The organism is Micromonospora sp. DT46 (assembly GCF_049841735.1).
GTDB classification, from domain to species: domain Bacteria; phylum Actinomycetota; class Actinomycetes; order Mycobacteriales; family Micromonosporaceae; genus Micromonospora; species Micromonospora reichwaldensis.
Map to the genome: position 1 here is coordinate 118,743 of NZ_JBNCKW010000011.1, position 24,093 is coordinate 142,835.

The window sequence follows — 24,093 nt, forward strand, 5'->3', positions numbered from 1 at the left end:
ACCTCGTCACCCGAAGACGGGCCCACGCCGCGAGCTCGGCCAGTGACCGCACCGATACGCTAGCGAATCGACGCAACTCAACGCAAGGGTCTCCACAGCGGACCGTCGTGACTGGAGCGTGCCGATCCGGGCCGGCGGGCCGATTTCGACGCGGCGAACGGCGGATGGCACGCTGTCCGCCGTGAGTTTCGATCTGAGCGTGTGGGCCCTGGCGGACGGGGCGACACCCGAGGACGTGCGGGCGGCGGTGCTGCGGTGCCGGCAGGGACAGCACGTCGACCGGTACCCGGACCCGCGGCTGGTGGCGTTCTACCGCGCCATCACCGGCAGCTATCCGGACCGGCCGGCCGGCCCCGGCACCCCGTGGGCGGTGGCGCCGCTGCACGCGGCCAGCGACCACATCGAGCTGAACCTGCACCCGACCTGCGAGGACCAGGTGCTGCTCGACATCGAACGGCTGGCCGGCGCGTACGACCTGATGCTCTTCGACGCACAGGACGGCTCGGTCTACCCGCCGCCGGCCCGGCTGCCCGGCTGACCATTCCCCGGACACGACGAGGGGCCCGGCGGATCGCCGGGCCCCCGCTGTCGCGCGCTCAGGTCACTCGTCGCGCAGGTCCGCCGCGCTGGCCGCGACCGCGCCGATCGACTCCGCCGCCGAGGTGAGCAGGTCCGCGCCGAGCGCCTGGTCGACCGTGAGGGTCATCAGGGTCTCGCCGCCAGCCTCGCGGCGGGCCACCTGCATCGCCGCGATGTTGACGCCGGCCTCGCCGAGCAGCGTCCCGACCGTGCCGACCACGCCCGGGCGGTCGACGTAGCGCAGGAAGACCAGGATGCCCTCCGCGCCGATCTCCACGTCGAAGCCGTCGACCTCGGTGAGCTTGAGAACGTCGCGGCCGCCGGCGGTGGTCACCGTGCCGGAGACGCTGACCGTACGGCCGTCGGGCAGCGCGCCGCGGACGGTGACCAGGCTGGGGTGGTCGACCGCGTCGGACTGGGCGACCAGCGTGACCTCGACGCCGCGCTCGGCGGCCAGGTGCGGCGCGTTGACGTAGGTGACCTGCTCCTCGACCACCGAGCTGAACAGCCCCTTGGTGGCGGCGAGCTTCAGCACCGACACGTCGTGGTTGACGATCTCGCCGCGCACCTCGACGGTGACGCTGGCGGCGACCCCGCCCGCGACGGCGGTGAAGGCCCGGCCGAGCTTCTCGGCCAGCGGCAGCAGCGGCCGCACGTCCTCGGCGACCACGCCGCCGGCCTGCACGTTCACGGCGTCCGGCACGAACTCGCCCTGCAACGCCAGCTTCACGCTCTTGGCCACGGCCAGGCCGGCCTTGTCCTGCGCCTCGCCGGTGGAGGCGCCCAGGTGCGGGGTGGCGACCACGTTGTCGAACGCGAACAGCGGCGAGGAGGTGCAGGGCTCCTTGGCGTAGACGTCCACGCCCGCGCCGGCGACCCGGCCCTCGGCGATCGCGTCAGCCAGGGCCTGCTCGTCGACGAGCCCGCCCCGGGCGGCGTTGACGATCCGGACGCCGGGCTTGACGACGGCCAGCTCCTTCTCGCCGATCAGGCCCACGGTCTCCGGGGTCTTCGGCAGGTGGATCGAGATGAAGTCGCTCTCCCGCAGCAGCTCCTCCAGGCCCACCAGGCGGACGCCGAGCTGGGCCGCGCGGGCCGGCTGGATGTAGGGGTCGTACGCGATCAGCCGGGTGCCGAAGGCGGCGATCCGCTGGGCGAAGAGCACGCCGATGCGGCCGAGGCCGACCACGCCGACGGTCTTGCCCTGGATCTCGACGCCGGTGTACTTCGACCGCTTCCACTCCCCCGCCTTCAGCGCCGCGCTGGCGCTGGCGGTGTTGCGGGCCACGGCGAGCAGCAGCGCGAGGGCCTGCTCGGCGGCGGAGACGATGTTGGAGGTGGGAGCGTTGACGACCATGACGCCCCGCGCGGTGGCGGCCGGCACCTCGACGTTGTCCAGACCCACGCCCGCCCGGGCGACGACCTTCAGCCGGGGCGCGGCGGCGATCGCCTCGGCGTCGATCTGGGTGGCACTGCGCACGATGACGGCGTCGGCCTCGGAGAGCGCCGAGAGCAGGGCCGGACGGTCGGTGCCGTCGACGTGACGGACGTCGAAGTCGTGGGCGAGCACCTCGATGGCGGCGGGGGCGAGTTCTTCGGCGATCAGTACGACAGGAGTCATTGGTCCTCGTAGTTGTCGTCAGAGGTGGGCCGGGCTGCGGGACGCCGCGCTGCGCCCTGCGCTGATCCGGGCCATGGCCGTCAGGTGCCGGCTACGCACCTACCCCGCGATCGTAGGGGGCCGGCCGGCCGGCATGTCCCGGACTACGGGGTGAGTGCCCTCACAACGGGTGACGATGCGCCGGTGAACGACGCGCGGCGTGGCGGTGCGCACAGAAAGCGGCCCGGTCCGGGCGCCGGGGAGAGCGCCCGGGCCGGGCCGCCGGGGGTGTGCGTCAGGCGGTCTCGGTGATCGGGCGGTCGACCCAGCTCATCATGCCGCGCAGCTTGCTGCCGGTCTCCTCGATCGGGTGCGCCGCGCCCTCGGCCTGCCACTTGCTGAAGTTGGGCCGGCCGGCCTCGTCCTCGGCCACCCACTCCCGGGCGAACTCGCCGGACTGGACCTCGCTGAGGATCTTGCGCATCTCCTCCTTGACCCGGGCGTCGATGACGCGCGGGCCGCGGGAGAGGTCGCCGTACTCGGCCGTGTCGGAGATGCTGTAGCGCATCTTCGCGATGCCGCCCTCGTACATGAGGTCGACGATCAGCTTCAGCTCGTGCAGGCACTCGAAGTAGGCCACCTCGGGGGCGTAGCCCGCCTCGGTGAGCACCTCGAAGCCGGTCTGCACGAGCGCCGCCGCGCCGCCGCAGAGCACCGCCTGCTCGCCGAAGAGGTCGGTCTCGGTCTCCTCGGTGAAGGTGGTCCGGATGACGCCGGCCCGGGTGCCGCCGATGCCCTTGGCGTACGACAGGGCCAGCGCGAGGGCGCTGCCGCTGGCGTCCTGCTCGACGGCGACCAGGCAGGGCACGCCCTTGCCGTCGGCGTACTGGCGGCGGACCAGGTGGCCCGGGCCCTTCGGCGCGACCATCGCCACGTCGACGTCGGCCGGCGGCTTGATCAGGCCGTAGCGGATGTTGAAGCCGTGGCCGAAGAAGAGCGCCTTGCCCGGGGCCAGGTTCGGCGCGATCGACTCGGCGTAGATGCTGCGCTGGGCGGTGTCCGGCGCGAGGATCATGATGACGTCGGCCTCAGCCGCCGCGTCGGCCGGCGTGAGCACCCGCAGGCCCTGCTCCTCGGCCTTGGCCCGGCTCTTGGAGGCCTCCGGCAGACCGATCACCACGTCGACCCCGGAGTCGCGCAGCGACAGCGCGTGGGCGTGGCCCTGGCTGCCGTACCCGATCACCGCCACCTTGCGGCCCTGGATCAGGCCCAGGTCGGCATCGTCGTCGTAGTACACCTCAACGCTCATGATTTCCCTTTCGTACGGCGGCCCGGGCGGCCCGTCGTGGATCTGTGCGGTGTCGGTCCCAGGCGGCGCTACGCGCCGGCACTGGTCGGGCGGTCCCGGCCGGCGCGGGGCGCCGGCCGGGTCGGGGTCAGGCGGCCCGGAGCGAGGGTCCGGCGGTGATGGAGCGCGAGCCGCGCCCGATCGCCACCAGCCCGGACTGGACCATCTCCTTGATCCCGAACGGTTCGAGGTCGCGCAGCAGCGCGTCGAGCTTGTCCGGGGTGCCGGTGGCCTCGATGGTCAGCGTGTCCGGCGCCACGTCGACCACCCGGGCCCGGAACAGGCCCACCGTCTCCAGCACCTGGGCCCGGGCGGCGCGGTCGGCGCGCACCTTGACCAGGAGCAGCTCCCGGGCGACCGAGACCTGCGGGTCCAGCTCGACGATCTTGAGCACGTTGACCAGCTTGTTGAGCTGCTTGGTGACCTGCTCCAGCGGGGACGACTCGGCGTTGACCACGATGGTGATCCGCGAGACGTCCGGGTTCTCGGTCTCCCCGACGGCGAGACTGTCGATGTTGAAGCCGCGCCGGGAGAACAGTCCGGAGACCCGGGCCAGGACGCCCGGCTTGTTCTCCACCAGGACGCTCAGGGTGTGCATGGTCATCAGATGTCATCCTCGTCGAAGGCCGGGCGGACGCCCCGGGCGAACATGATCTCGTCGTTGCTGGTGCCGGCGGCGACCATCGGCCACACCATGGCGTCCTTGCCGACGACGAAGTCGATGACCACCGGTGCGTCGTCGATGGCCATCGCGGCGGCGATGGTCGCGTCGACGTCCTCGGCGTTCTCGCAGCGCAGGCCCACGCAGCCGAGGGCCTCCGCGAGCTTCAGGAAGTCGGGGATGCGGTGCTTGTGGGTGCCGAGGTCGGTGTTGGAGTAGCGCTCCCCGTAGAAGAGGGTCTGCCACTGCCGCACCATGCCGAGGTTGCCGTTGTTGATCACGGCGATCTTGACCGGGATGCCCTCCAGCGCGCAGGTGGCCAGCTCCTGGTTGGTCATCTGGAAGCAGCCGTCGCCGTCGATCGCCCACACCACCGTGTCGGGCTTGCCGACCTTGGCGCCCATCGCCGCCGGCACCGCGTAGCCCATCGTGCCGAGGCCGCCGGAGTTCAACCAGGTGTACGGCTTCTCGTAGGAGATGAACTGCGAGGCCCACATCTGGTGCTGGCCGACGCCCGCGACGTAGATCGCGTCCGGGCCGACGAGCTCGCCGAGCCGCTTGATCACGTACTGCGGGGAGAGGGTGCCGTCGGCCGGCTCCTCGTAGCCCAGCGGGTACCGCTTGCGCAGGTCGTCGAGCTGGGTCCACCAGTCGGCGAGGTCGGCGCGTCGGCCGGCCGCCTGCTCGTTGGTCACCGCCGCGATCAGCTCGTCGATGACGTGCCGGGCGTCGCCGACGATCGGGACGTCCGCGTGCCGGTTCTTGCCGATCTCGGCCGGGTCGATGTCGGCGTGCACCACCGCCGCGTCCGGGGCGAACGAGTCCAGCTTGCCGGTGACCCGGTCGTCGAAGCGGGCGCCCAGGGCCACGATCAGGTCGGCCTTCTGCAGGCCGTAGACCGCGGAGACCGTGCCGTGCATGCCGGGCATGCCCAGGTGCTGCGGGTGCGAGTCGGGGAACGCGCCGAGGGCCATCAGCGTGGTGACCACCGGGATCCCGGTCTGCTCGGCCAGCCGGCGCAGCCCCTCCGTGGCGCCGGCCTTCAGCACGCCGCCACCGATGTAGAGCACCGGGCGCCGGGCGGTGGCCATCAGCCGGGCCGCCTCGCGGATCTGCTTGCCGTGCGGGTGCAGGGTCGGGCGGTAGCCGGGCAGGTCCAGCGTCGGCGGCCAGGTGAAGGTGGTGGGCGCCTGGAGGACGTCCTTGGGGATGTCGACCAGGACCGGCCCGGGCCGGCCGGTGGCGGCCAGGTGGAACGCCTCGGCCAGCACCCGGGGGATCTCCTCGGCCTCCTGCACCAGGAAGTTGTGCTTGGTGACCGGCAGGGTGATGCCCTGGATGTCCGCCTCCTGGAAGGCGTCCGTGCCGATCGAGGGCCGCGCGACCTGACCGGTGATGGCCACGATCGGCACCGAGTCCATGTACGCGTCGGCGATCGGGGTGACCAGGTTCGTCGCGCCGGGGCCGGAGGTGGCCATGCAGACCCCCACCCGGCCGGTCGCCTGGGCGTAGCCCGTGGCCGCGTGCCCGGCGCCCTGCTCGTGGCGGACCAGGATGTGCCGGACGGTGGAGTCGTAGAGCGGGTCGTACGCCGGCAGGATGGCGCCGCCCGGGATGCCGAAGACGACGTCGACGCCGAGCGCCTCGAGGGACCGCACGAGCGAACCGGCGCCGCTGACCTGGGCCGGAGCGGGTGTGCGTACCCCCGGGACGGCCGGGGTGGCCGCGGTGCGGGCGGCGCCGGCGTGCTCGGCGTCGCTCGCGGGCTCGGCGACCGTGCGGGCCCGCCGGGCGGAGTGGGCGAGTGTCTCTGGCGTGGGTCTCGTCATGGCGGTTCAGGCCTTCGGCTGGAGTGGGTGCGGCTGTTCGAGCGGGTGACGCGGGGCGACGCCCGGCGTCGATGGGTCCGACGGCAACAAAAAAGCCCTCGTGCAGGTTGCACGGGGCCAGCGCACTCTCGATGTGGAGAGTGCGCTCAGGTAAGTACTCGCAGCGACCGGTACGACGACATGCGGCAAGCCTGACGCATCTCACGCGATGAGTCAACTGATCCCACATGTTGGTTCACGGACCGCCGGGTTTCACCCGTCCGGGGCGCTAGGAACCCTGCTCCACCTGCGCGGACCCCGGCCCGGAGGGGCGCGGGGCGGGCAGCGTCGGCAGCCGCCGGGGCGGCGGCGCCGCGGGCGGGCCGGCCGGGGCGGGTGCCGGGGCCGGGCGGGCCCCCGGGGACGTGGCCGCCTCCAGCATCGCCTCCAGGTGCTCGGCCGGCACGCCCCAGCCGAAGAGCGCCCCCTGGCCGAACCGGCAGCCGGCGGCGACCACGGCGGCCAGCTCCGTCGGCGTGGTCACCCCCTCGGCGATGACCTCCAGACCGAGCTGGTGGCCGAGGCGCATGACGATGTCGACCATCGGCGCGAACGCCGGGCCGTCCCGGCCCACCGGACGCACCGGCTCGTGCTCCGCGACCAGCCCGTGGTCGATCTTGAGGATGTCGATCGGCAGGCGGCGCAGCTGGCCCAGCGAGGAGTACCCGGCGCCGAAGTCGTCCAGCGCGATCCGGACACCCGTCAGCCGCAGCGCCGTCAGCCGCCGGATCAGCTCGTCCAGGTCCGTCGCGACGGCGTGCTCGGTGACCTCCAGCACCAGCCGCTGCGGCGGCACCCGGTGGGCGCGCAGCGCCTCGGCGACCTGGACCACGTACTCCGGGGCGTGCAGCTCGCGGGGGGACACGTTGACCGAGACCCAGACGTCGTGGCCGTCGGCCAGCCAGCGGGAGAGCTGGTGGCACGCCTGGTGCAGCACCCAGGCGCCCAGCTTGGCGATCATCCCGCACTCCTCGGCGAGCGGGATGAACTCGTCCGGGCCGACCTTGCCCAGCACCGGGTGACGCCAGCGCAGCAGCGCCTCCGCGCCGACCGGGCGCACCGAGGGCAGCGAGGCGACCGGCTGGAACACCAGGCGCAGCTCGTCGCGCTCGATCGCGCCGCGCAGCTCGTGCTCCAGCGTGGTACGCCGGCGCAGCAGCTGGTCGTACGCGGCGTCGTAGCGCTCGATCCGGTTCTTGCCGCGCTGCTTGGCGTAGCGCAGCGCCAGGTCGGCGTGGCGCAGCAGCAGCTCCACGTCGGGCTCGCCCGTCCAGCCGGCCACCCCGATGCTCACCGACAGGAAGACCGGCCCCTCCGGCTGGTCGTAGGCGCGCCCGAGCACGCCGAGCAGGCGCTCGGCGACCCGGTCCGCGTCGGCGGGCTGGCCGTGCATCAGCACCGCGAACTCGTCGCCGCCGAGCCGGGCCGCCACGTCGCCGGGGCGCAGGTTGGCGCGCAGCCGCTCGCCGACCTCGGCCAGCACCGCGTCGCCCACGTCGTGGCCGCGCATGTCGTTGACGTGCTTGAAGCCGTCGAGGTCGAGCCCGAGCAGCACGCAGGGGGCGCCGGCCTCGGCGCACCGGTGCAACGCCTGCAACAGCCCCCGCCGGTTGGCCAGCGCGGTCAGCTGGTCGGTGTGTGCCAGCTCGCGGAAGTGCGCCTCCCGCTCGGCCAGCCGCCGGGCGTAGCCGCGCACGTCGTGCAGCGTGAGGTACTGCCGGGTCACCAGGGCGAAGCCCTCCACGCTACCGGCGACGATGCCGAGCGCGTCGAACCGGCCGTCCTGGAGCAGGTGGTACATCGCCGAGGCGGCCATGGCGAACATCGGGACGAACGCGTACGCGCCGTCGCGGCGGATCAGGTCGGGGGGCGGCCGGTCCGCCGCGTCGGGGCGGCGGGCGGCCGACGCGGCGGCGACCAGGCCGGCGGCGAGCACTCCCGCCCCGACCAGCGCCATGCCCGGCCCGGCCTGGCAGAGGCCGGTGGCGATGCCGAGCCCGCCGCAGGTCACGGCGGTGGCCCCGGCGCCGACCCAGGCGGCGCGACCGCGCGGCGGCGGGGCGCGGAAGGCCACGATCAGGGCGAGCCCGGCGGTCAGGGCCGCGCTGACCGTGGCGAGCAGGATCGGCACGCAGGCCACCGGGGTGGCGTCGCCGAGCAGCCGGGTGGGCTCGGAGAAGACCACCCAGCCGACGAACCAGAACGCCGTCGCCATCACCAGGCCGTCGAGCGCCAGCCGGACGGTGGCCGCCGCCGTGGCGGCCACGCCGGGCAGCCGGAGCAGTCCGGCGGAGAAGAGCAGCCCGCTGGTCGCCGTGCCGATCGACACGACGCCGGCCCAGCCGGTGTGCCCGTCCGGGGCGTGCCCCGCGTGCCCGGCGGTGGAGAGCGCCACGGCCACCCCGACCAGCAGGGTGACCAGCGCCACCCCGGACGCGGCGGCGAGCAGCGCGTACGCCTGCCGGTGCGGCCCGGCGCTGCGCCGGGCGCCGACGGCCGACAGCGCGGTGGCCGCCGCGGCGACCAGCCCGCACAGCACCGCGACCGCGACCATGCCCGGGGGGAACTGCACGTCCCAACTGTGCCGGATGTGCGCGCGGCGTGGGGGGCCGGGTGTGCAACCTTTGGGACACGTCGCGCACGGCAGCCGGCCGTCCCCGCGACGGTGTAACACTTGTGGGCATGCCTGAGCTGCGGTCGAAGACCTCCACGCACGGTCGGACGATGGCCGGCGCCCGGGCCCTCTGGCGGGCCACCGGGATGACCGACGACGACTTCGGCAAGCCGATCGTCGCCATCGCCAACAGCTTCACCCAGTTCGTGCCCGGTCACGTGCACCTCAAGGACATGGGCGGTCTGGTCGCCGAGGCGGTGGCGGAGGCCGGCGGGGTGGGCCGCGAGTTCAACACCATCGCCGTGGACGACGGCATCGCCATGGGCCACGGCGGCATGCTCTACTCCCTGCCCAGCCGGGAGCTGATCGCCGACGCGGTGGAGTACATGGTCAACGCGCACTGCGCCGACGCCCTGGTCTGCATCTCGAACTGCGACAAGATCACCCCGGGCATGCTGCTGGCCGCCCTGCGGCTGAACATCCCGGCCGTCTTCGTCTCCGGCGGGCCGATGGAGGCCGGCAAGACCGTGGCGATCGAGGGCATCGTGCACTCCAAGATCGACCTGATCGACGCGATGATCGCCTCCTCCAACGAGGCCGTCACCGACGACCAGCTCGGCGAGATCGAGCGGTCGGCCTGCCCGACCTGTGGCTCCTGCTCCGGCATGTTCACCGCCAACTCGATGAACTGCCTCACCGAGGCGATCGGCCTGGCACTGCCGGGCAACGGCTCGACGCTGGCGACCCACGCCGCGCGCCGGTCGCTCTTCGTCGAGGCCGGCCGCACCGCCGTGGAGATCGCCAAGCGGTGGTACGACGGCGACGACGCCTCCGTGCTGCCCCGCGCGATCGCCAGCCGGGCCGCGTTCGAGAACGCCGTCGCGCTCGACGTGGCGATGGGCGGCTCGACCAACACGATCCTGCACCTGCTCGCCGCCGCCCGCGAGGCCGAGCTGGACTTCGGCGTCGCCGACATCGACGCCGTCTCCCGCCGGGTGCCCTGCCTGGCCAAGGTCGCCCCGAACTCCCCGAACTACCACATGGAGGACGTGCACCGGGCCGGCGGCATCCCGGCCATCCTCGGCGAACTGGACCGGGCCGGCCTGCTGCACCGGGACGTGCACGCGGTGCACTCCCCCAACCTTGAGCGCTGGCTCGCCGACTGGGACGTCCGGGGCGGTTCGCCGACGCCGGAGGCGGTCGAGCTGTTCCACGCCGCCCCGGGCGGGGTGCGCACCGTCGAGCCGTTCTCCACCACCAACCGCTGGTCGTCGCTGGACACCGACGCCGCCGGGGGCTGCGTGCGGGACCTCGCGCACGCCTACAGCGCCGACGGCGGCCTGGCGATCCTGCACGGCAACCTCGCGCCGGACGGCTGCGTGGTGAAGACCGCCGGGGTGCCCGAGGAGTGCCTGACCTTCCGCGGCCCGGCCAAGGTCTACGAGTCCCAGGACGACGCCGTCGAGGCGATCCTCAACAAGCGGATCGTCGCCGGCGACGTGGTGGTGATCCGCTACGAGGGGCCGAAGGGCGGCCCCGGCATGCAGGAGATGCTCTACCCCACCTCGTTCCTCAAGGGCCGGGGGCTGGGCCGCTCCTGCGCGCTGCTCACCGACGGCCGATTCTCCGGCGGCACCTCCGGGCTCTCCATCGGGCACGCCTCCCCGGAGGCGGCCTCCGGCGGGCTGATCGCCCTCGTCGAGTCCGGCGACGAGATCGTCATCGACATCCCGGGCCGGTCGATCGAGCTGAACGTGGCCCCCGACGTGCTGGAGGCCCGGCGCATCGCGCAGGAGAAGCGCGACAAGCCGTACACCCCGGTCGACCGGCAGCGGCCGGTGTCCGCGGCGCTGCGCGCGTACGCCTCGATGGCCACCTCGGCCAGCGACGGCGCCTACCGCCGCGTCCCGGAGTAGCCGCCGCGGCGGGCCGTCTTCGTGAGCGGGTACCCGTGCTCCCGGGACGGTGACGCCGTACGACCCTTCGCCTGGGGCGAAGGGTCGTACGACGCTGTCGAGCTGAGTCGTTGGTGACATCAGGCGGTGACGTCCGGGCCGCGCCGCGCCACCAGCCGGCGGCGAATCGTCCACGACGTCAGAAGGACAACGGTGTCGTGCACCGGGTGCGACGCATCCGGGACCGTCGCACCCGTGGCAACCGAGGGCTCAGCCGGCGAACAGCGTTCCGAGGTCCTTGTACGCCTGGTCGAAGCGGGCCATCGCCGCCGCGATGTTGGGCTCCGGCTGCGGATCACCGAGCGCCTTCTGCATCAGTTCGAGCCCGCCAACCAGGTTCTCCCCGCTCGCCACCAGCGACGGCTGCGGATCCGGGTCGCCGTGGAACTTCTCGTTCTCCAGGTCCGCCCAGCCGACCTGGCGGAGCTTCACCTCTGAACCCTCCAGCAGTTTCGCCGACGACCAGAAGCTCTCCGTCGCCAACTCCCGCAGGCGCTCCGCCTTGATCGGGTCCACGGCCTGTGCCGCCTCCCCCAGCAGCGACATGCCCCGACCCAGCCGGTTCAGATACTCGAAGCGCTTCTCCGGGTCGATCCGGTCCCACAACTCGTAGACCGGCGGGCAACTCAGACACTCGATCGGCCCGATCGGTCTCGGTTTGAACTCCGGCAGCACGATCTCATGACAGTCGAAGATCGGCCGACCGCCGAACTCACCGACCTGGAAACAGATCTTCACCGGCTGACCAACGGCACTGGCTGGTGTGGCCGGTACCAGCAGCGCCGCAGTGACGACGAGCGCCATCGCGAGCAGTATGCGACGAAAACGACTCATGTAATACCTCCCGAGAGAGACGTCGATGCCTCGTCATTGTTGCCTGTCGATGCAATGAGGCGCAGCAAGGACGTTTGTCCATCCTGTAACCGCACCCCGAGCAGGACTGTCGGATGGGCAACACTTCCTGGCTCCACTGAGGAGTGCGGCGTCGAATTGAGCCATGTCCCCCGATCTTTGCCTCGGCACCGGTGAGCGACCCGGAGCGGCGCAGTGAACCAGCCGAGTCCACCACCTTCGGACAGACGGGTCGTGCTGGTGTCGACGGCTGCCGGCGTGGTGGGCGCGGTGGCGGGCGTCATGCAGTACCTGACCAGCGCCGGCGCCTGGGCCGTGGTGGCGGTCGGGCTCGCCGGCCTCGCCGCGGCCTGCTGGGCGCTGGGGTGGCTCTGGATGCAGCGCCGCCCCGTACTCGCCACCGTGGTGGTGATGATCCTGGTGGTCCTGTCGGCGGTGACCGGCGCGGCCACCGACCGCATCGTGGGCCGGAGTACGGGTAAACCCACGACGGTCGCGGCGACCCCCAGCCCCGACGACCGACCGACCAGCGCTGTCCCGACGTCCCCCACCTCAGCGCCGACCTTCCCGGCGACACCGACCGGCCGTCCCACCGACCCGACCGACGCCCCCGCTCCGAGCAGCACCGTGAGCCCGACCTCCGACGGCGTGAAGCCTCCGAGTCGCGCCGACGAGGGAGTCACTCTCTCGATGAGCTACTCCCTCGACCTCGACTCCACGGCTACGAACTGGAACGTCCAGTACGGTTATTCGGCCGGCCAGGGCCTGGACGTGTATCTGAACCGCGGGACCCCACCGGTGCGGACCCCTGGTGACGTCGTCGTGATCGACGGGACGCCGTCCGAAAGCGCCTGCGAGACGTCCGTCACCCGACAGAACGACATCCTCAGCGAACAACTCCGGACAGACCAGTCCTTCTGTGTGCGGACGACAGAAAAACGTTGGGCGTGGTTGACCGTCAAGCGCTACGAACCAGGGAAGACGTTCACCTTCGACGTGATCGTCTGGTAGCGGCGGGCACGGGCCGCCAGTCACCACCCCGACCTCGTCGCTGCCGCTCGCACTTTCTTCCTCATCCGGAGCGTGACGACGCTGCTCACCCAGCCCTGGCCGCCTCCTGAGCGTCGTCGCCGGCCAGGCCTTCTCCGCCGGGCAGCACGACGGCCCGGGCGTACCGGATCGCGGCCGGGGTGTCGGGGAAGACCAGGCCGTCGCGGCGCAGCCGACCGGCGACGCCGAGAGTGGCCAACACCTTCAACTCGCAGCGTCGACCGAGCCCGCCTCAGTACGCGACCAGGGCGATGACCAGCGACGACACGGCGGCGGCGAGCAACACCACGCCAGTGGCGAGGCCGACCACCGCACTCACCGCGACGGCGCGGGCCCGGGCCACCGGCACCGCCGCCAGCGCCACCGCCGTCACCAGGGCGGCGACCACGTGGACCAGCGGATAGTCGATCAGCGCCGCGACCGGGAACAGGTGCAGGCCCACCACGAGGGCGACCCAGACCGGGATCAGGTCCCGTCGGCGCCGCAGGGCGAGCAGCCCGGCACCGAGCGCGGCGACGCCGAACTCGATGCCCACGACGACTCCGAAGGCACGGCTGGTGTCGGCGTCGAAGGCCGTCGGGTCGGACCAGCGCCGCCAGGTCAGGATGCCGCCGGCGACCGCGGTGAGCAACGAGAGCACCGATCCGGCACCGAGGAACGGTGGCCACCGCCGGGGCGGCGCCTCCTGCGCCCAGCCGAACCAGCCGGACGCGAAGAAACCGAACACGACCGCCGTGGCCGACGCGTCACGAATGTGCTCCGCGATCATGGTTCTCCCTGTGGCTGGTGCGACCTCCGGCGGGTCGGCTCCCGCCCCCGGCCGGCCCTCCGCTCCTGATGGATCCTTCCCCAGACACCGGGCCGCCCGCCCTGGGGGTGCGCCCGACGGAGATCTTGGTACGGAACGGCCCCTCCGGGGGCCGAATCTTGCCAAGATCTCCGTCGTGGCACCGGCCGGGTCAGCCGGCGAGGTCGTTGACGCAGCGTAGGACGGGGCGGGTGGTCAGGGCCGCCGGGTCCAGCGGGGCGTCCGCGCGCACCGTGAACGTGGCCGTCTCCCCCGGCAGGAGGGTGACCAGCGCCTCGTCGGCCTCGGCCGCCGGGTCCAGCCGGTCCGGGAAGAGCGTCAGGTCCCGCAGGACCGTGCGGGCGGTGACCCGGACCCGCTGGCCGCCGTCGACCGGCTCGACCGCCGCGTCGTACCGGGCCGCCGGCCAGTCGGCGTCGCGGTCCTCGGCGAAGAACCAGAGCGCCCGCTCGGCCGTCCCGCCCGCCTCGGCCACCAGCAGCTCGCGCCGGGCCTCGTCCGGCCGCGCCAGCTCCGCCGGCAGCGCCAGCTCGATCCTGGCGTACGCACCGACGTCCAGCTCCAGCGTGGTCTTCGCCCGGGGCTCGCCGGTCAGGGTCAGCCGGGTCACCGATGCCGTCGCCCGCCACGGGGTCGACCCGTCGTTGACCGCGACCAGGGCCAGGCCGCCGTCGCGGGGCTGGACGGTCAGCAGCCGGTCGGCGTACGCCCGGCGCAGCGCGTACCACAGGGGCTTGCGGCGGCCGTCGCCGTCGACGGCCGACCACGAGGTCACCGGCCAGCAGTCGTTGAGCTGCCAGACGATGGTGCCGGCGCAGACGTCCCGGTGGGAGCGGAAGTGCTCGACGGCGAGCTGGATCGCGCGCGCCTGGTTGAGCTGGGTCAGCCAGTGCCAGTCGTCGAAGTCCGCCGGTGCCGGCAGGTGCGCGTCGAGTCCCCGCCGGAGCTTGGCGTCGCCGTCGATCGCCTTCTGGTGGTGCGCCATGCCCGGCGAGTCGGGTGCGAGGGGCTCGTCGGACAGCGCCCGGCGCAGCGTCGCGTACGCGGGCGGCGCCTGGTAGCCGAACTCGGCGACGAAGCGCGGCACGTACTCGCGGTACTTCGTGTAGTCGTCGGTGTTCCAGACGTCCCAGATGTGCGTGGTGCCGTGCGCCGGGTCGTTGGGGTGGATCTCCTCGCGGCCCGACCACGGGCTGCCCGGCCAGTACGGCCGCGTCGGGTCCAGCTCGCCGACGATCCGGGGCAGCAGCTCCAGGTAGTAGCCGCGTCCCCAGGTGCGCCCCGCGAGGGGCTCCTGCCAGTCCCAGTCGTGCCAGCCCCAGATGTTCTCGTTGTTGCCGGTCCAGAGCACCAGCGACGGGTGCGGGGCGAGCCGGACCACCTGCTCGGCGGCCTCGGCGGCGACCTCGGCGCGCAGCGGCTCCTCCTCGGGGTAGGCGGCGCAGGCGAAGAGGAAGTCCTGCTGCACGAGCAGGCCCAGCTCGTCGGCGAGGTCGTAGAAGTCGTCCGACTCGTACCGGCCGCCGCCCCAGACGCGCAGCAGGTTGACGTTCGCGTCGGCGGCCTGCCGGAACCGGTGCGCCAACCGGTCCCGGGTGATCCGGGTGGGGAAGGCGTCGTCGGGGATCCAGTTCATCCCCCGGACGAAGACCGGGGTGTCGTTGACGTGCAGGGCGAACGGGGTGCCGTGCGCGTCGGGGGTGGTGTCGAGGCGTACGGAGCGGAACCCGATCCGCCGCGACCAGGTGTCGAGCGGGTGGTCGTCGGCGTCGTGCAGGGTCACCTCCAGCGGGTGCAGCGGCTGTTCGCCGTACCCCCTGGGCCACCAGAGCGCCGGGTCGCGGACGGTAAGGGTCAGCACGGCCGTGCGCTCCCCCGCCGGGATCGTCGCCTCGGCCGCCGCGCCGGCGACGGTCGCCCGCACGGTGAGCGGCGCGGCGCCGGCCCGTTCGACCTCGACGTGCAGCTCCACCCGGCCGTCGCCGGCCTCGACGGTCACCAGGGGACGCACGACGGCCAGCCGCGCCGTGGACCAGGCGTGCAGCCCGATCTCCTGCCAGATGCCGGCGGTGACCAGGGTCGGCCCCCAGTCCCAGCCGAAGTTGCAGGCCATCTTGCGGATGAACGGGAAGGGCTCCGGGTAGGCGTTCGGCCGGTCCCCGAGCCGGTCCCGCTGCGCCTCGGCGTAGCGGTAGGCGGAGTCGAAGCGTACGGCCAGGGTGTTGGACCCGGCGACCAGCAGCGACCGGACGTCGAAGCGGCGACCACGGTGCATGTTCTCGGCGCGGCCGACCTCGGCGCCGTTGAGGGTGAGCGTGGCGACGGTGTCGAGGCCAGCGCAAACCAGGTCGACCCGCTCGTCGCCGCCCGGCCGATGGGTGAAGGTGGCCTCGTAGACCCAGTCGGTGCGGCCGATCCAGGCGAGCCCCTTCTCGTTGTCGTCCAGGTACGGGTCGGGGATCAGGCCGGCGGCCAGCAGGTCGGTGTGCACGCAGCCGGGAACGGTGGCCGGCACCGCGCGGCCCGCGATCGCGGCCGGCACCTGCGGCCCCTCCACCGCCCGCAGGGTCCAGCCCTCGTGCAACGCTTGCCGGGTCACGACTTCACCGCGCCTTCCATGATTCCTCGGACGATCTGACGGCCGCCGATGAAGAGCATCACCAGCAGCGGGAGGGTGGCGACCAGGGCGCCGGCCAGCACCCGCCGGTACAGCACGTAGTTGCCGCTGGCGAGGTCGGAGAGGGCGACCATCGAGGTCGGGTAGTCGGTGCCGCCGAGGGTGATCAGCGGCCACTGGAACTCGTTCCAGGTGGCGACGAAGGTCAGCAGGCCGAGCACCGCCATGGCGGGCCGGACCGCCGGCACCACCACGCTCCAGAAGATCCGCATGGTGCTCGCGCCGTCCATCCGCGCGGCCTCGACCAGCTCGTCGGGGACCGCGTCGAGGATGAACTGCCGCATGTAGAAGACGCCGAACGCAGTGACCAGGCCGGGCACGATCACCGCGAGGAGGGTGCCGTTCCAGCCGCCCTCGCCGGGCATCCGGCCCATCAGGATGTAGAGGGCGACGACGCCGAGCTGGTTCGGCACCGTCATGGTCAGGACGACCATGACCATCAGCGCGTTGCGCCCCTTGAACCGCAGCTTGGCGAAGGCGAAGCCGGCCAGCGCGCAGAAGAAGAGCACCGACGCCGTCACCACCGACGACACGATCACGCTGTTGCCGAGCGACTGGAGGAAGAACACGTCCTGCATGGAGAAGACCTCCCGCAGGTTGGTGACGAGCTGACCGCCGGGCAGCACCTGCGGCGGGATCTGCGCCAGCGCCTCGTCGGTGTTCGTGGCGATGACGAACATCCAGTAGAGCGGGAACGCCGAGAACGCGATCACGACACTCAGGAACAGGTAGGTCCAGACGGTGCCGGGCATGTGCTGCGGCGCCCGGCCCATAAGCGCCCCCCGCCGGGGATTCGAGGCGCTCACCTGTGCCACCTTTCGTTCGCGACTGCGGGGCTCGCAAGCTCACTCCTCGCGCTCACCGCTTACCACCTCCCAGGCGGTTGGTGATGACGGCGTTGATCGCCGCGACGAGCAGGATGACCAGGAAGAGCGCCCAGGACATGGCGGCGGCGTAGCCGAGGTTGAGGTCCCGCCAGCCGACCTTGTAGATGAGCTGCGCGACGGTCTGCCACTGCCCGTCGTCGCCGCCGAGGCCCAGGGCCGGGTTGGCGTCGAAGAGCATCGGCTCGGTGAACAGTTGCAGGCCGCCGATGGTGGAGAGCACGACGGTGAAGATGACCACGGGCCGGATCATCGGCACGGTGATCCGCCACAGTTGGCGCCACGGCCCGGCCCCGTCGACGGCGGCGGCCTCGTAGACGTCGCGCGGGATGGACTGCATGGCGGCCAGGTAGAGCAGCGCGTTGTAGCCGATCCACTTCCAGTTGACCATGGTGGCGATGGCGATCCACGAGGACCACTTCGCGGACCGCCAGTCGATCGGCTCGGTCTCGCCGATGCCGAGCAGCGACAGCGCCCAGTTGGCGATGCCGGTGTCCCGGGCGAAGACCACGGAGAAGATCAGCGTGGAGGCCGTCACCGGGGTGATGTACGGCAGCAGGACCCCGACCCGGAACCAGGTCTGGGCCCGCAGCTTCCGGTTCAGCAGCGACGCGACGATCAGCGCCAGCAGCAGCTGCGGCACGGTGGAGAGCAGGAAGATGCCGAAGGTGTTGGCGAGCGCGTTGAAGAAGTCGTCGTCGGTGAAGAGGCGGCGGAAGTTCTCCAGCCCCGCCCAGCCGGTGAGCGTCGGATCGTCGAGCCGCCAGTGGCGCAGGGCGACGACGCCGTTGAAGACGATCGGGAAGAGCCCGAAGACGGCGAAGAGCAGGAAGAACGGGGCGATCAGCAGGTACGGCACGTAGCGCACGTCGAAGCGGTACAACCGGGTACGCCAGCCGCCCGGCTCTGGTCGGCGGCCCCGGCGTTCGGCCGTCGCACCGGGCTCCTGGCCGGGCCGGGGCGCCGTGGGGGCGGCGCGGGTGGTGGACATCGGGGCACCTCCAGGCACCGAAGTAAGGGCCGGTCGGGGCGCGGCGCGAGCCCGCCCCGACCGGCGCGCGGTCAGGACCTGGCGGCCTTCTCGGCTTCCTTGACCGCCTCGGTCCACGCCTGGTCGGGCTTGCCCTTCAGGTTTCCGGTGGCCAGCCGGTTGAGGACGTTCTCCACCGCCACCCGGGTCGGGCCGTTGCGCTTGCCGAGGTACTGCGGGGTCAGGCTCTCCGCGGTCTTGGAGAAGATCTGACCCACCGGGGCGTTGTTGAAGAAGGGGTTGGTGAAGTCTTTGATCGCCGGGTCCTGGTAGAGCGCCGGCTGGGAGGGCAGGTTGCCGACCTTCTTGAAGATCTCGATCTGCTGCTCGGGCTGGATCAGCCACTCGACGAACTTGTACGCCTCGTCGACGTTCCTGCCCTGCTTGGGGATGGTCAGGAACGAGCCGCCCCAGTTGCCGCCCCCGCCGGGGATCGCGGCCACGTCCCACTTGCCGCTGGTGCCGGGGGCGGTGTTCTTGATGTGCCCCTGCATCCAGGCCGGGCAGGCGAGCACGGCGAAGTTGCCCTTGACGAAGCCGCTGTTCCACTCGGGCGAGAACGCGGTGAGGTTGGCCGAGAGGTCCGCGGCGATGGTCCGGGCCGCCACGTCGAAGGCGACCTTCGGGCCGCCGTCCATCTGGAGCGCCTCGCTCTCGTCGTAGAAGCCGACCGGCTGCTGCCCGAGGACGGGGTTGAAGATGTTGGTGCCGGCGTCGATGAACTTCTTGCCGCTCTTGGCCGTGTACTGCTGGCCGACCTCGATGAACCTGTCCCAGGTGGGCCAGAGCGCGGAGACCTGGTCGCGCCCGGTGGGCAGGCCGGCGGCCTTGAACAGGTCGGTGCGGTAGCACATGGCCAGGCCGCCGACGTCGGTGCCGAGGCCGATCTGGGTCTTGCCGTCGGGCGTCAGGGTCTGCTTCCACTTCCACGGCAGGTACTTCTGCTCGTACGTGCCGGCGCCCTTGTCGAGCAGGTTGACGAACTTGTCGGCCTGGCCGCGGAACTGGACGACGAAGCCCTCGTCGACGGCGGCGATGTCCGGCGCGCCGGAGCCGGCGACGAGCTTCTTCTGGAGATCCTCGTGCTGGGCGTTGTACTCGCCGGTGTTCAGGCTGATCTTGACGTTCGGGTTGGCGTCCTCGTACTTCGCCTTGAGCTCGTCGAGCCCGAAGTCGCCCCAGAAGTTGATTTTCAGGGTGACCTGGCCACCCGCCTGGGAGTCGCCGCCACCTCCGCTGTTGCCACTGCACGCCGCGACCATGACCAGGCTGACCGCGCCGACGGCGGCCGCCCTGGCCCAGTGCGTCAAGGACCGTCTCATGTCATCCTCCGCGCCAGATGGGAACGCTCCCGACATCGAGAGTCGTTGACTGAACCGGATAAGTTCCGCCACCGTACGGGGCAGTTTCGGCGCTGTCAACGGGCAGTCACGATCGGTGTCTCACGGTAATCTGCACCGGTCGTGGGAGCGCGATCATGGGAGGTGGAGGCATTTCTGCGAGACAGCGGAACGCAGGCTGGCGGTGCGGCAAGGGACCGAGCCGAGCCACACCAGATCACTTAACCGGGAAAGCCGGCGACCGGCCCGACGCCGCGCACCGGTCGCGCCGGCCTTCCCCGCGCCGGGTGCAGTAGCGTGGACCGCCGCCGGTCGCCCCGGCCTTGTGGTGACACCCGCCCGGGCGGGAGAGTTGGAGGAGTACGCCGGTGAAGCGACCCACGATCGCCGACGTCGCCCGCCGCGCCGGGGTGTCCAAGGGGGCGGTCTCCTATGCGCTGAACGGCCAGCCCGGGGTCTCCGAGGCCACCCGGCAGCGGATCCTCGCCATCGCCGCCGAGATCGGCTTCAACCCGAGCCGCGCCGCCCGCTCCCTCTCCGGGGCCACCGCCGACGCGGTCGGCCTCACCCTCTGCCGCCCCGCCCGCACGCTCGGCATCGAGCCGTTCTTCATGGAGCTGATCAGCGGCGTCGAGGCCGAACTCTCCGCCCGGTCGTACGCGCTCACCCTCCAGGTCGTGGCCGACCAGGAGGCGGAGGTCGCGGTCTACCGCCGGTGGTGGGGTGAGCGCCGCGTCGACGGCGTCCTCGTCTGCGACCTGCGCGCCGACGACCGCCGGGTGCCGGTGCTGGAGGAACTGGGCCTGCCCGCGGTGGTGATCGGCGGCCCGGGCGGCACCGGCGGGCTGGCCAGCGTCTGGTCCGACGACGCGGCGGCGCTGGTCGAGACCGTGGAGTACCTGGTCGCCCTCGGCCACCGCCGGATCGCCCGCGTCGGCGGCCTGCCCGCCCTGCTGCACACCGAGATCCGCACCGAGGCGTTCACCCAGGTGTGCCGCCGGCTCGGCCTGGCCGACGCGGTCACCGTGCCGTCGGACTACACCGGCGAGGAGGGGGCGCGCGCCACCCGGCGGCTGCTCAGCTCGGCCGGCCGCCCCACCGCCGTGATCTACGACAACGACGTGATGGCGATAGCGGGGCTGTCGGTGGCCCAGGAGATGGGCCTCGCCGTGCCGGGCGAGGTGTCCATCGTGGCCTGGGACGACTCGCCGCTCTGCCAGCTGGTGCACCCGCCGCTGACCGCGCTCGGCCGGGACATCCCGGCGTACGGCGCGCACGCCGCCCGGGAACTGCTGGCGGTGATCGGCGGCGCGCCGGCCCGGCAGGTGCAGGACGGGACCGCCCACCTCACGCCCCGGGGCAGCACGGCCCCGCCGCGCGCGAGCTGAGCCGGGCGCCCCGCCCGTCGACCTCCCGGCCGAGGCGACGGCGGGACCTCGTGGGCGCCGCCCCGCGCCTGTCGACTTAACCGGTTAATCGATCACCCGGGCCGCGCGGCGGCGGCCGGGGCCACCGCGCGTCCGGCTCCGCACGTCCGGGGCCAGCGGGCCTCCGTCCGATCAGTGAACGCCTGGTGTCGGGACGTTGATGGTGGTAACTTTCTCGCCACTTGCAAGACCTTGCAGAAACATTCGTCATCCTGTGACGTGATCCGTCACGTCACTGTCCGGTCCGGACAATCCCCCACAGTCGACGGCTGTCACGCAAGGCACCCCGTCCCCCTCGGCCCTCGCCGACTACCACCCCCGAGGAGCTCCGATGCATCCCAGCACCGGACGACGACGACGGACGATCGCGGCCGCGCTGGCCGCCGGGATCGCCGTCGGGCTGGCCCCGCTCAGCACCGCCTCCGCCGCGAACTCCGTGACCGTCTACTACCGACCCGCCGCCACCTGGACCGGCCAGGTCAACGTCCACTACGCGCCGGACGGCGGCGCGTGGACGGCCGTGCCCGGGGTGGCGATGGAGGCGGCGTGCGCCGGCTGGCGCAAACGCACCATCGACGCCGGTACCGCCACCGGCCTCCAGGTGGTGTTCAACCACAACGGCGCCACCTGGGACAACAACCGGGGCGCGAACTACCGCACCGGCACCGGGACGGTGACCGTCGCGGACGGCGTGGTCGGCACGGGCGACCCCTGCGCCGGCACCCCCTCGCCCACGCCCACCCCGTCGAACCCGCCGGCCGGCCGGACGGCCGACGTCTGGTACCACGTCGGGACCAGGGGCTGGTCCGCCGCGAACATCCACTACCAGCCCGCGGGCGGGGCCTGGACCACCGTCCCCGGCGCGCCGATGCAGGCCGGCTGCGCCGGATGGGCCCGCCGGGTGGTCGACCTCGGCACCGCCGCCACGCTCCGGGCGGCGTTCAACAACGGCGCCGGCGCCTGGGACAACAACAACGGCGCGGACTACACCCTGGGCGCCGGGGTGAGCACCGTCAAGGCGGGGGTGGTGACCGCCGGCGGGGCCGCACCGTGCCCGCCCGACACGCCGGACACCACCGCGCCGTCCACCCCCACCGGACTGGGCGCGACCGCGAACGGGCTGCGCGTCGCGGTCTCCTGGGCCGCGGCCACCGACGACCGCGGGGTCACCGGCTACCGGCTCACCCGCACCGGCGGGTCGCAGGGCACCGTCACGGTGACCACCGCCGGCACCGGCCACGTCGACGACGCGCTGAGCCCGCAGACCCGCTACGAGTACACCGTCCGGGCGTACGACGCGGCCGGCAACACCTCCCCGGCCAGCGCCCCCGTGGCGGTCACCACCGGCACCAGCACGCCCCCGCCCGCAGCCGGCACCCCGCTCGGCGGCGACCCCCGCGAGGACAGCATCTACTTCGTGATGACCGCCCGGTTCGCCGACGGCGACGCCACCAACAACCGGGGCGGCAGCCAGCACGTCAAGTCGGGCAACGCGGCCAACGACGACCCGATGTTCCGCGGCGACTTCAAGGGTCTGATCGACAAGCTCGACTACGTCAAGGGGCTCGGCTTCTCCGCCCTCTGGATCACCCCGGTCGTGCTGAACCGGTCCGACTACGACTTCCACGGCTACCACGGCTGGGACTTCCAGCGGGTCGACCCGCGGCTGGAGAGCCCCGGCGCGAGCTACCAGGACCTGATCAACGCCGCGCACGTCAAGGGGATCAAGGTCTTCCAGGACGTGGTCTACAACCACAGCTCCCGCTGGGGCGCCAAGGGCCTGTTCACCCCCACGGTGTACGGCGCCCGCGACGAGCAGTGGAAGTGGATGTACAGCAAGCAGGAGCCGGGCCGCTCGTACGACCCCATGGTCGAGCACCCCGGCACCGACCCGGAGCTGACCCCGGCGCAGAACGCCCTCGCCAAGGGCCGCCCCTACAACGGCGACGTCTGGTCGACCACCGCACCGCCCGGCAACCAGTGCCCGCGCTGGGGCGCCCCGGCCGGCACCAGCCCCGAGGGCTTCCGCCTCTACGAGTGCCAGTGGCCGACCCCGACCAGCAAGCTCTTCCCGGCCGACCTGTACCACCAGTGCTGGATCGGCAACTGGGAGGGCGAGGACTCGCGTAGCTGCTGGCTGCACGAGGATCTGGCCGACTTCAACACCGAGAACGCCACCGTGCAGAAGTACCTGATCGACACGTACAACAAGTTCATCGACATGGGGGTCGACGGCTTCCGCATCGACACCGCCGTGCACATCCCCCGCGTCACCTGGAACCGGCGCTTCCTGCCGGCGATCCAGCAGCACGCGCTGGCCAGGCACGGCGAGAAGGGCCGGGACTTCTACGTCTTCGGTGAGGTCGCCGCGTTCGTCAACGACAAGTGGAACCGGGGCTCGGTGAACCACTCGGCGCAGTTCTTCACCTGGAAGGAGCGCAAGGAGTACAGCCCCGACAACGTGCGCGCGGCCATCGAGCAGTACGACCACGAGCAGCTGCTCGGCCCGAACGGGCAGCCGACCAGCGACAACGCGTTCCTGCGCGGGAACACCTACCACGCGCCGGACCACTCGAAGTTCTCCGGCATGAACGTCATCGACATGCGCATGCACATGAACTTCGGCGACGCGAACAACGCCTTCGGCAACGGCAGGGACTCCGACGACAGCTACAACGACGCGACCTACAACGTCGTGTACGTCGACAGCCACGACTACGGCCCGAACAAGTCGAACACCCGCTACACCGGGGGCACCGGCGCCTGGGCGGAGAACATGAGCCTCATGTGGACGTTCCGGGGTATCCCGACGCTCTACTACGGCTCGGAGATCGAGTTCCAGAAGGGCGCGAAGATCGACTGCGGGCCGACCTGCCCGCTGGCCACCACCGGGCGCGCCTACTACGGCGGTCACCTGGCGGGCACGGTCACCGCGGCGGGCTTCGGCCGGGTCGCCTCGGCCACCGGCCCCGTGGCCAGCACGCTGGACAAGCCGCTGGTCAAGCACGTGCAGCGGCTCAACCTGATCCGCCGGGCAGTGCCGGCCCTGCAGAAGGGGCAGTACTCGACCGAGGGGATCAGCGGCAACTCCATGGCGTACAAGCGGCGCTTCACCGCCGGCGGCGTGGACAGCTTCGCGCTGGTCACGGTCTCCGGGAGCGCGACGTTCACCGGCGTGCCCAACGGCCGCTACACCGACGCGGTCACCGGCGACGTCCGGACGGTCACCAACGGGACCCTGACGGCGACGGTCAGCGGACAGGGCAACCTGCGGGTGTACGTGCTGGACCTGCCGGGCAACCCGGCGCCGGGCAAGGTCGGCGACACCGGCCCCTACCTGCGGTGACGCCGGTGTCGGAGGCGGCCGGACCGGCCGCCTCCGCCACCACCGGCGGCCCGA

General features: G+C 72.2%; 17 protein-coding genes. 5 read left to right on the forward strand and 12 right to left on the reverse strand.

What is annotated here, in order from left to right:
- The first annotated feature begins 181 nt into the window (after positions 1 to 181).
- On the forward strand, positions 182 to 538 hold the full coding sequence (locus ACLQ20_RS27615; protein ID WP_151455718.1) for a hypothetical protein: 357 nt from the start codon (positions 182 to 184) through the stop codon (positions 536 to 538).
- A gap of 63 nt (positions 539 to 601) precedes the next feature.
- On the opposite strand, the gene serA is transcribed toward ACLQ20_RS27615, so the two are convergent.
- The 5 genes from serA to ACLQ20_RS27640 form a co-directional block, all read right to left on the reverse strand.
- Positions 602 to 2,200 (reverse strand): phosphoglycerate dehydrogenase, encoded by a 1,599-nt coding sequence (gene serA, locus ACLQ20_RS27620; RefSeq protein ID WP_151455719.1) that lies wholly within the window; start codon positions 2,198 to 2,200, stop codon positions 602 to 604.
- Between the two features lie 274 nt (positions 2,201 to 2,474).
- On the reverse strand, positions 2,475 to 3,488 hold the full coding sequence (ilvC, locus tag ACLQ20_RS27625) for a ketol-acid reductoisomerase (RefSeq protein WP_151455720.1): 1,014 nt from the start codon (positions 3,486 to 3,488) through the stop codon (positions 2,475 to 2,477).
- Between the two features lie 127 nt (positions 3,489 to 3,615).
- A complete protein-coding gene (gene ilvN / locus ACLQ20_RS27630) occupies positions 3,616 to 4,131 on the reverse strand; it encodes an acetolactate synthase small subunit (RefSeq protein ID WP_089001623.1) in 516 nt (171 codons plus the stop codon).
- Positions 4,131 to 6,017 carry an acetolactate synthase large subunit gene (locus ACLQ20_RS27635; protein WP_151455721.1) on the reverse strand — a complete coding sequence of 629 codons (1,887 nt, stop codon included), beginning with the start codon at positions 6,015 to 6,017 and terminating at the stop codon, positions 4,131 to 4,133. The genes ilvN and ACLQ20_RS27635 overlap by 1 nt, the downstream gene beginning before the upstream one ends.
- A gap of 268 nt (positions 6,018 to 6,285) precedes the next feature.
- Positions 6,286 to 8,628, reverse strand: coding sequence for a putative bifunctional diguanylate cyclase/phosphodiesterase (locus ACLQ20_RS27640; protein WP_425858039.1), 2,343 nt, complete (start codon positions 8,626 to 8,628; stop codon positions 6,286 to 6,288).
- A 110-nt stretch (positions 8,629 to 8,738) separates the two neighbouring features.
- Here ACLQ20_RS27640 and ilvD point away from each other — a divergent pair, with 110 nt between their 5' ends.
- Entirely contained in the window at positions 8,739 to 10,586 is a 1,848-nt protein-coding gene (ilvD, locus tag ACLQ20_RS27645; RefSeq protein WP_425858040.1) for a dihydroxy-acid dehydratase, read from the forward strand.
- A gap of 249 nt (positions 10,587 to 10,835) precedes the next feature.
- On the opposite strand, the gene ACLQ20_RS27650 is transcribed toward ilvD, so the two are convergent.
- Positions 10,836 to 11,429: a hypothetical protein gene (locus ACLQ20_RS27650; RefSeq protein WP_151455343.1), complete on the reverse strand. Its 594-nt coding sequence runs from the start codon at positions 11,427 to 11,429 to the stop codon at positions 10,836 to 10,838.
- A gap of 288 nt (positions 11,430 to 11,717) precedes the next feature.
- Between ACLQ20_RS27650 and ACLQ20_RS27655 the strand changes: the two genes are divergently transcribed.
- Positions 11,718 to 12,488, forward strand: coding sequence for a hypothetical protein (locus ACLQ20_RS27655; protein WP_358117304.1), 771 nt, complete (start codon positions 11,718 to 11,720; stop codon positions 12,486 to 12,488).
- A gap of 85 nt (positions 12,489 to 12,573) precedes the next feature.
- On the opposite strand, the gene ACLQ20_RS27660 is transcribed toward ACLQ20_RS27655, so the two are convergent.
- From ACLQ20_RS27660 to ACLQ20_RS27685, 6 genes are all read right to left on the reverse strand, one after another.
- Positions 12,574 to 12,729: a hypothetical protein gene (locus ACLQ20_RS27660; protein ID WP_192581447.1), complete on the reverse strand. Its 156-nt coding sequence runs from the start codon at positions 12,727 to 12,729 to the stop codon at positions 12,574 to 12,576.
- 30 nt (positions 12,730 to 12,759) lie between these two features.
- Positions 12,760 to 13,296: a hypothetical protein gene (locus ACLQ20_RS27665; protein WP_358117307.1), complete on the reverse strand. Its 537-nt coding sequence runs from the start codon at positions 13,294 to 13,296 to the stop codon at positions 12,760 to 12,762.
- A gap of 190 nt (positions 13,297 to 13,486) precedes the next feature.
- Positions 13,487 to 15,934 carry a glycosyl hydrolase 2 galactose-binding domain-containing protein gene (locus tag ACLQ20_RS27670; RefSeq protein ID WP_425858041.1) on the reverse strand — a complete coding sequence of 816 codons (2,448 nt, stop codon included), beginning with the start codon at positions 15,932 to 15,934 and terminating at the stop codon, positions 13,487 to 13,489.
- Positions 15,931 to 16,785 (reverse strand): carbohydrate ABC transporter permease, encoded by an 855-nt coding sequence (locus ACLQ20_RS27675; protein ID WP_151455353.1) that lies wholly within the window; start codon positions 16,783 to 16,785, stop codon positions 15,931 to 15,933. Before ACLQ20_RS27675 ends, ACLQ20_RS27670 begins: the two co-directional genes overlap by 4 nt.
- Before the next feature lie 85 nt (positions 16,786 to 16,870).
- Complete coding sequence (locus ACLQ20_RS27680) at positions 16,871 to 17,887, reverse strand: carbohydrate ABC transporter permease (RefSeq protein ID WP_151455347.1); 1,017 nt, start codon at positions 17,885 to 17,887, stop codon at positions 16,871 to 16,873.
- A 71-nt stretch (positions 17,888 to 17,958) separates the two neighbouring features.
- Positions 17,959 to 19,248: an extracellular solute-binding protein gene (locus tag ACLQ20_RS27685; RefSeq protein ID WP_425858042.1), complete on the reverse strand. Its 1,290-nt coding sequence runs from the start codon at positions 19,246 to 19,248 to the stop codon at positions 17,959 to 17,961.
- 386 nt (positions 19,249 to 19,634) lie between these two features.
- Here ACLQ20_RS27685 and ACLQ20_RS27690 point away from each other — a divergent pair, with 386 nt between their 5' ends.
- Both ACLQ20_RS27690 and ACLQ20_RS27695 read left to right on the forward strand, forming a co-directional pair.
- Entirely contained in the window at positions 19,635 to 20,654 is a 1,020-nt protein-coding gene (locus ACLQ20_RS27690) for a LacI family DNA-binding transcriptional regulator (RefSeq protein WP_151455349.1), read from the forward strand.
- Between the two features lie 370 nt (positions 20,655 to 21,024).
- The gene (locus ACLQ20_RS27695; protein ID WP_425858043.1) at positions 21,025 to 24,039 is read left to right on the forward strand and encodes a carbohydrate binding domain-containing protein; all 3,015 of its coding nucleotides are present in this window, start codon (positions 21,025 to 21,027) and stop codon (positions 24,037 to 24,039) included.
- The last annotated feature ends 54 nt before the right edge of the window (positions 24,040 to 24,093 follow it).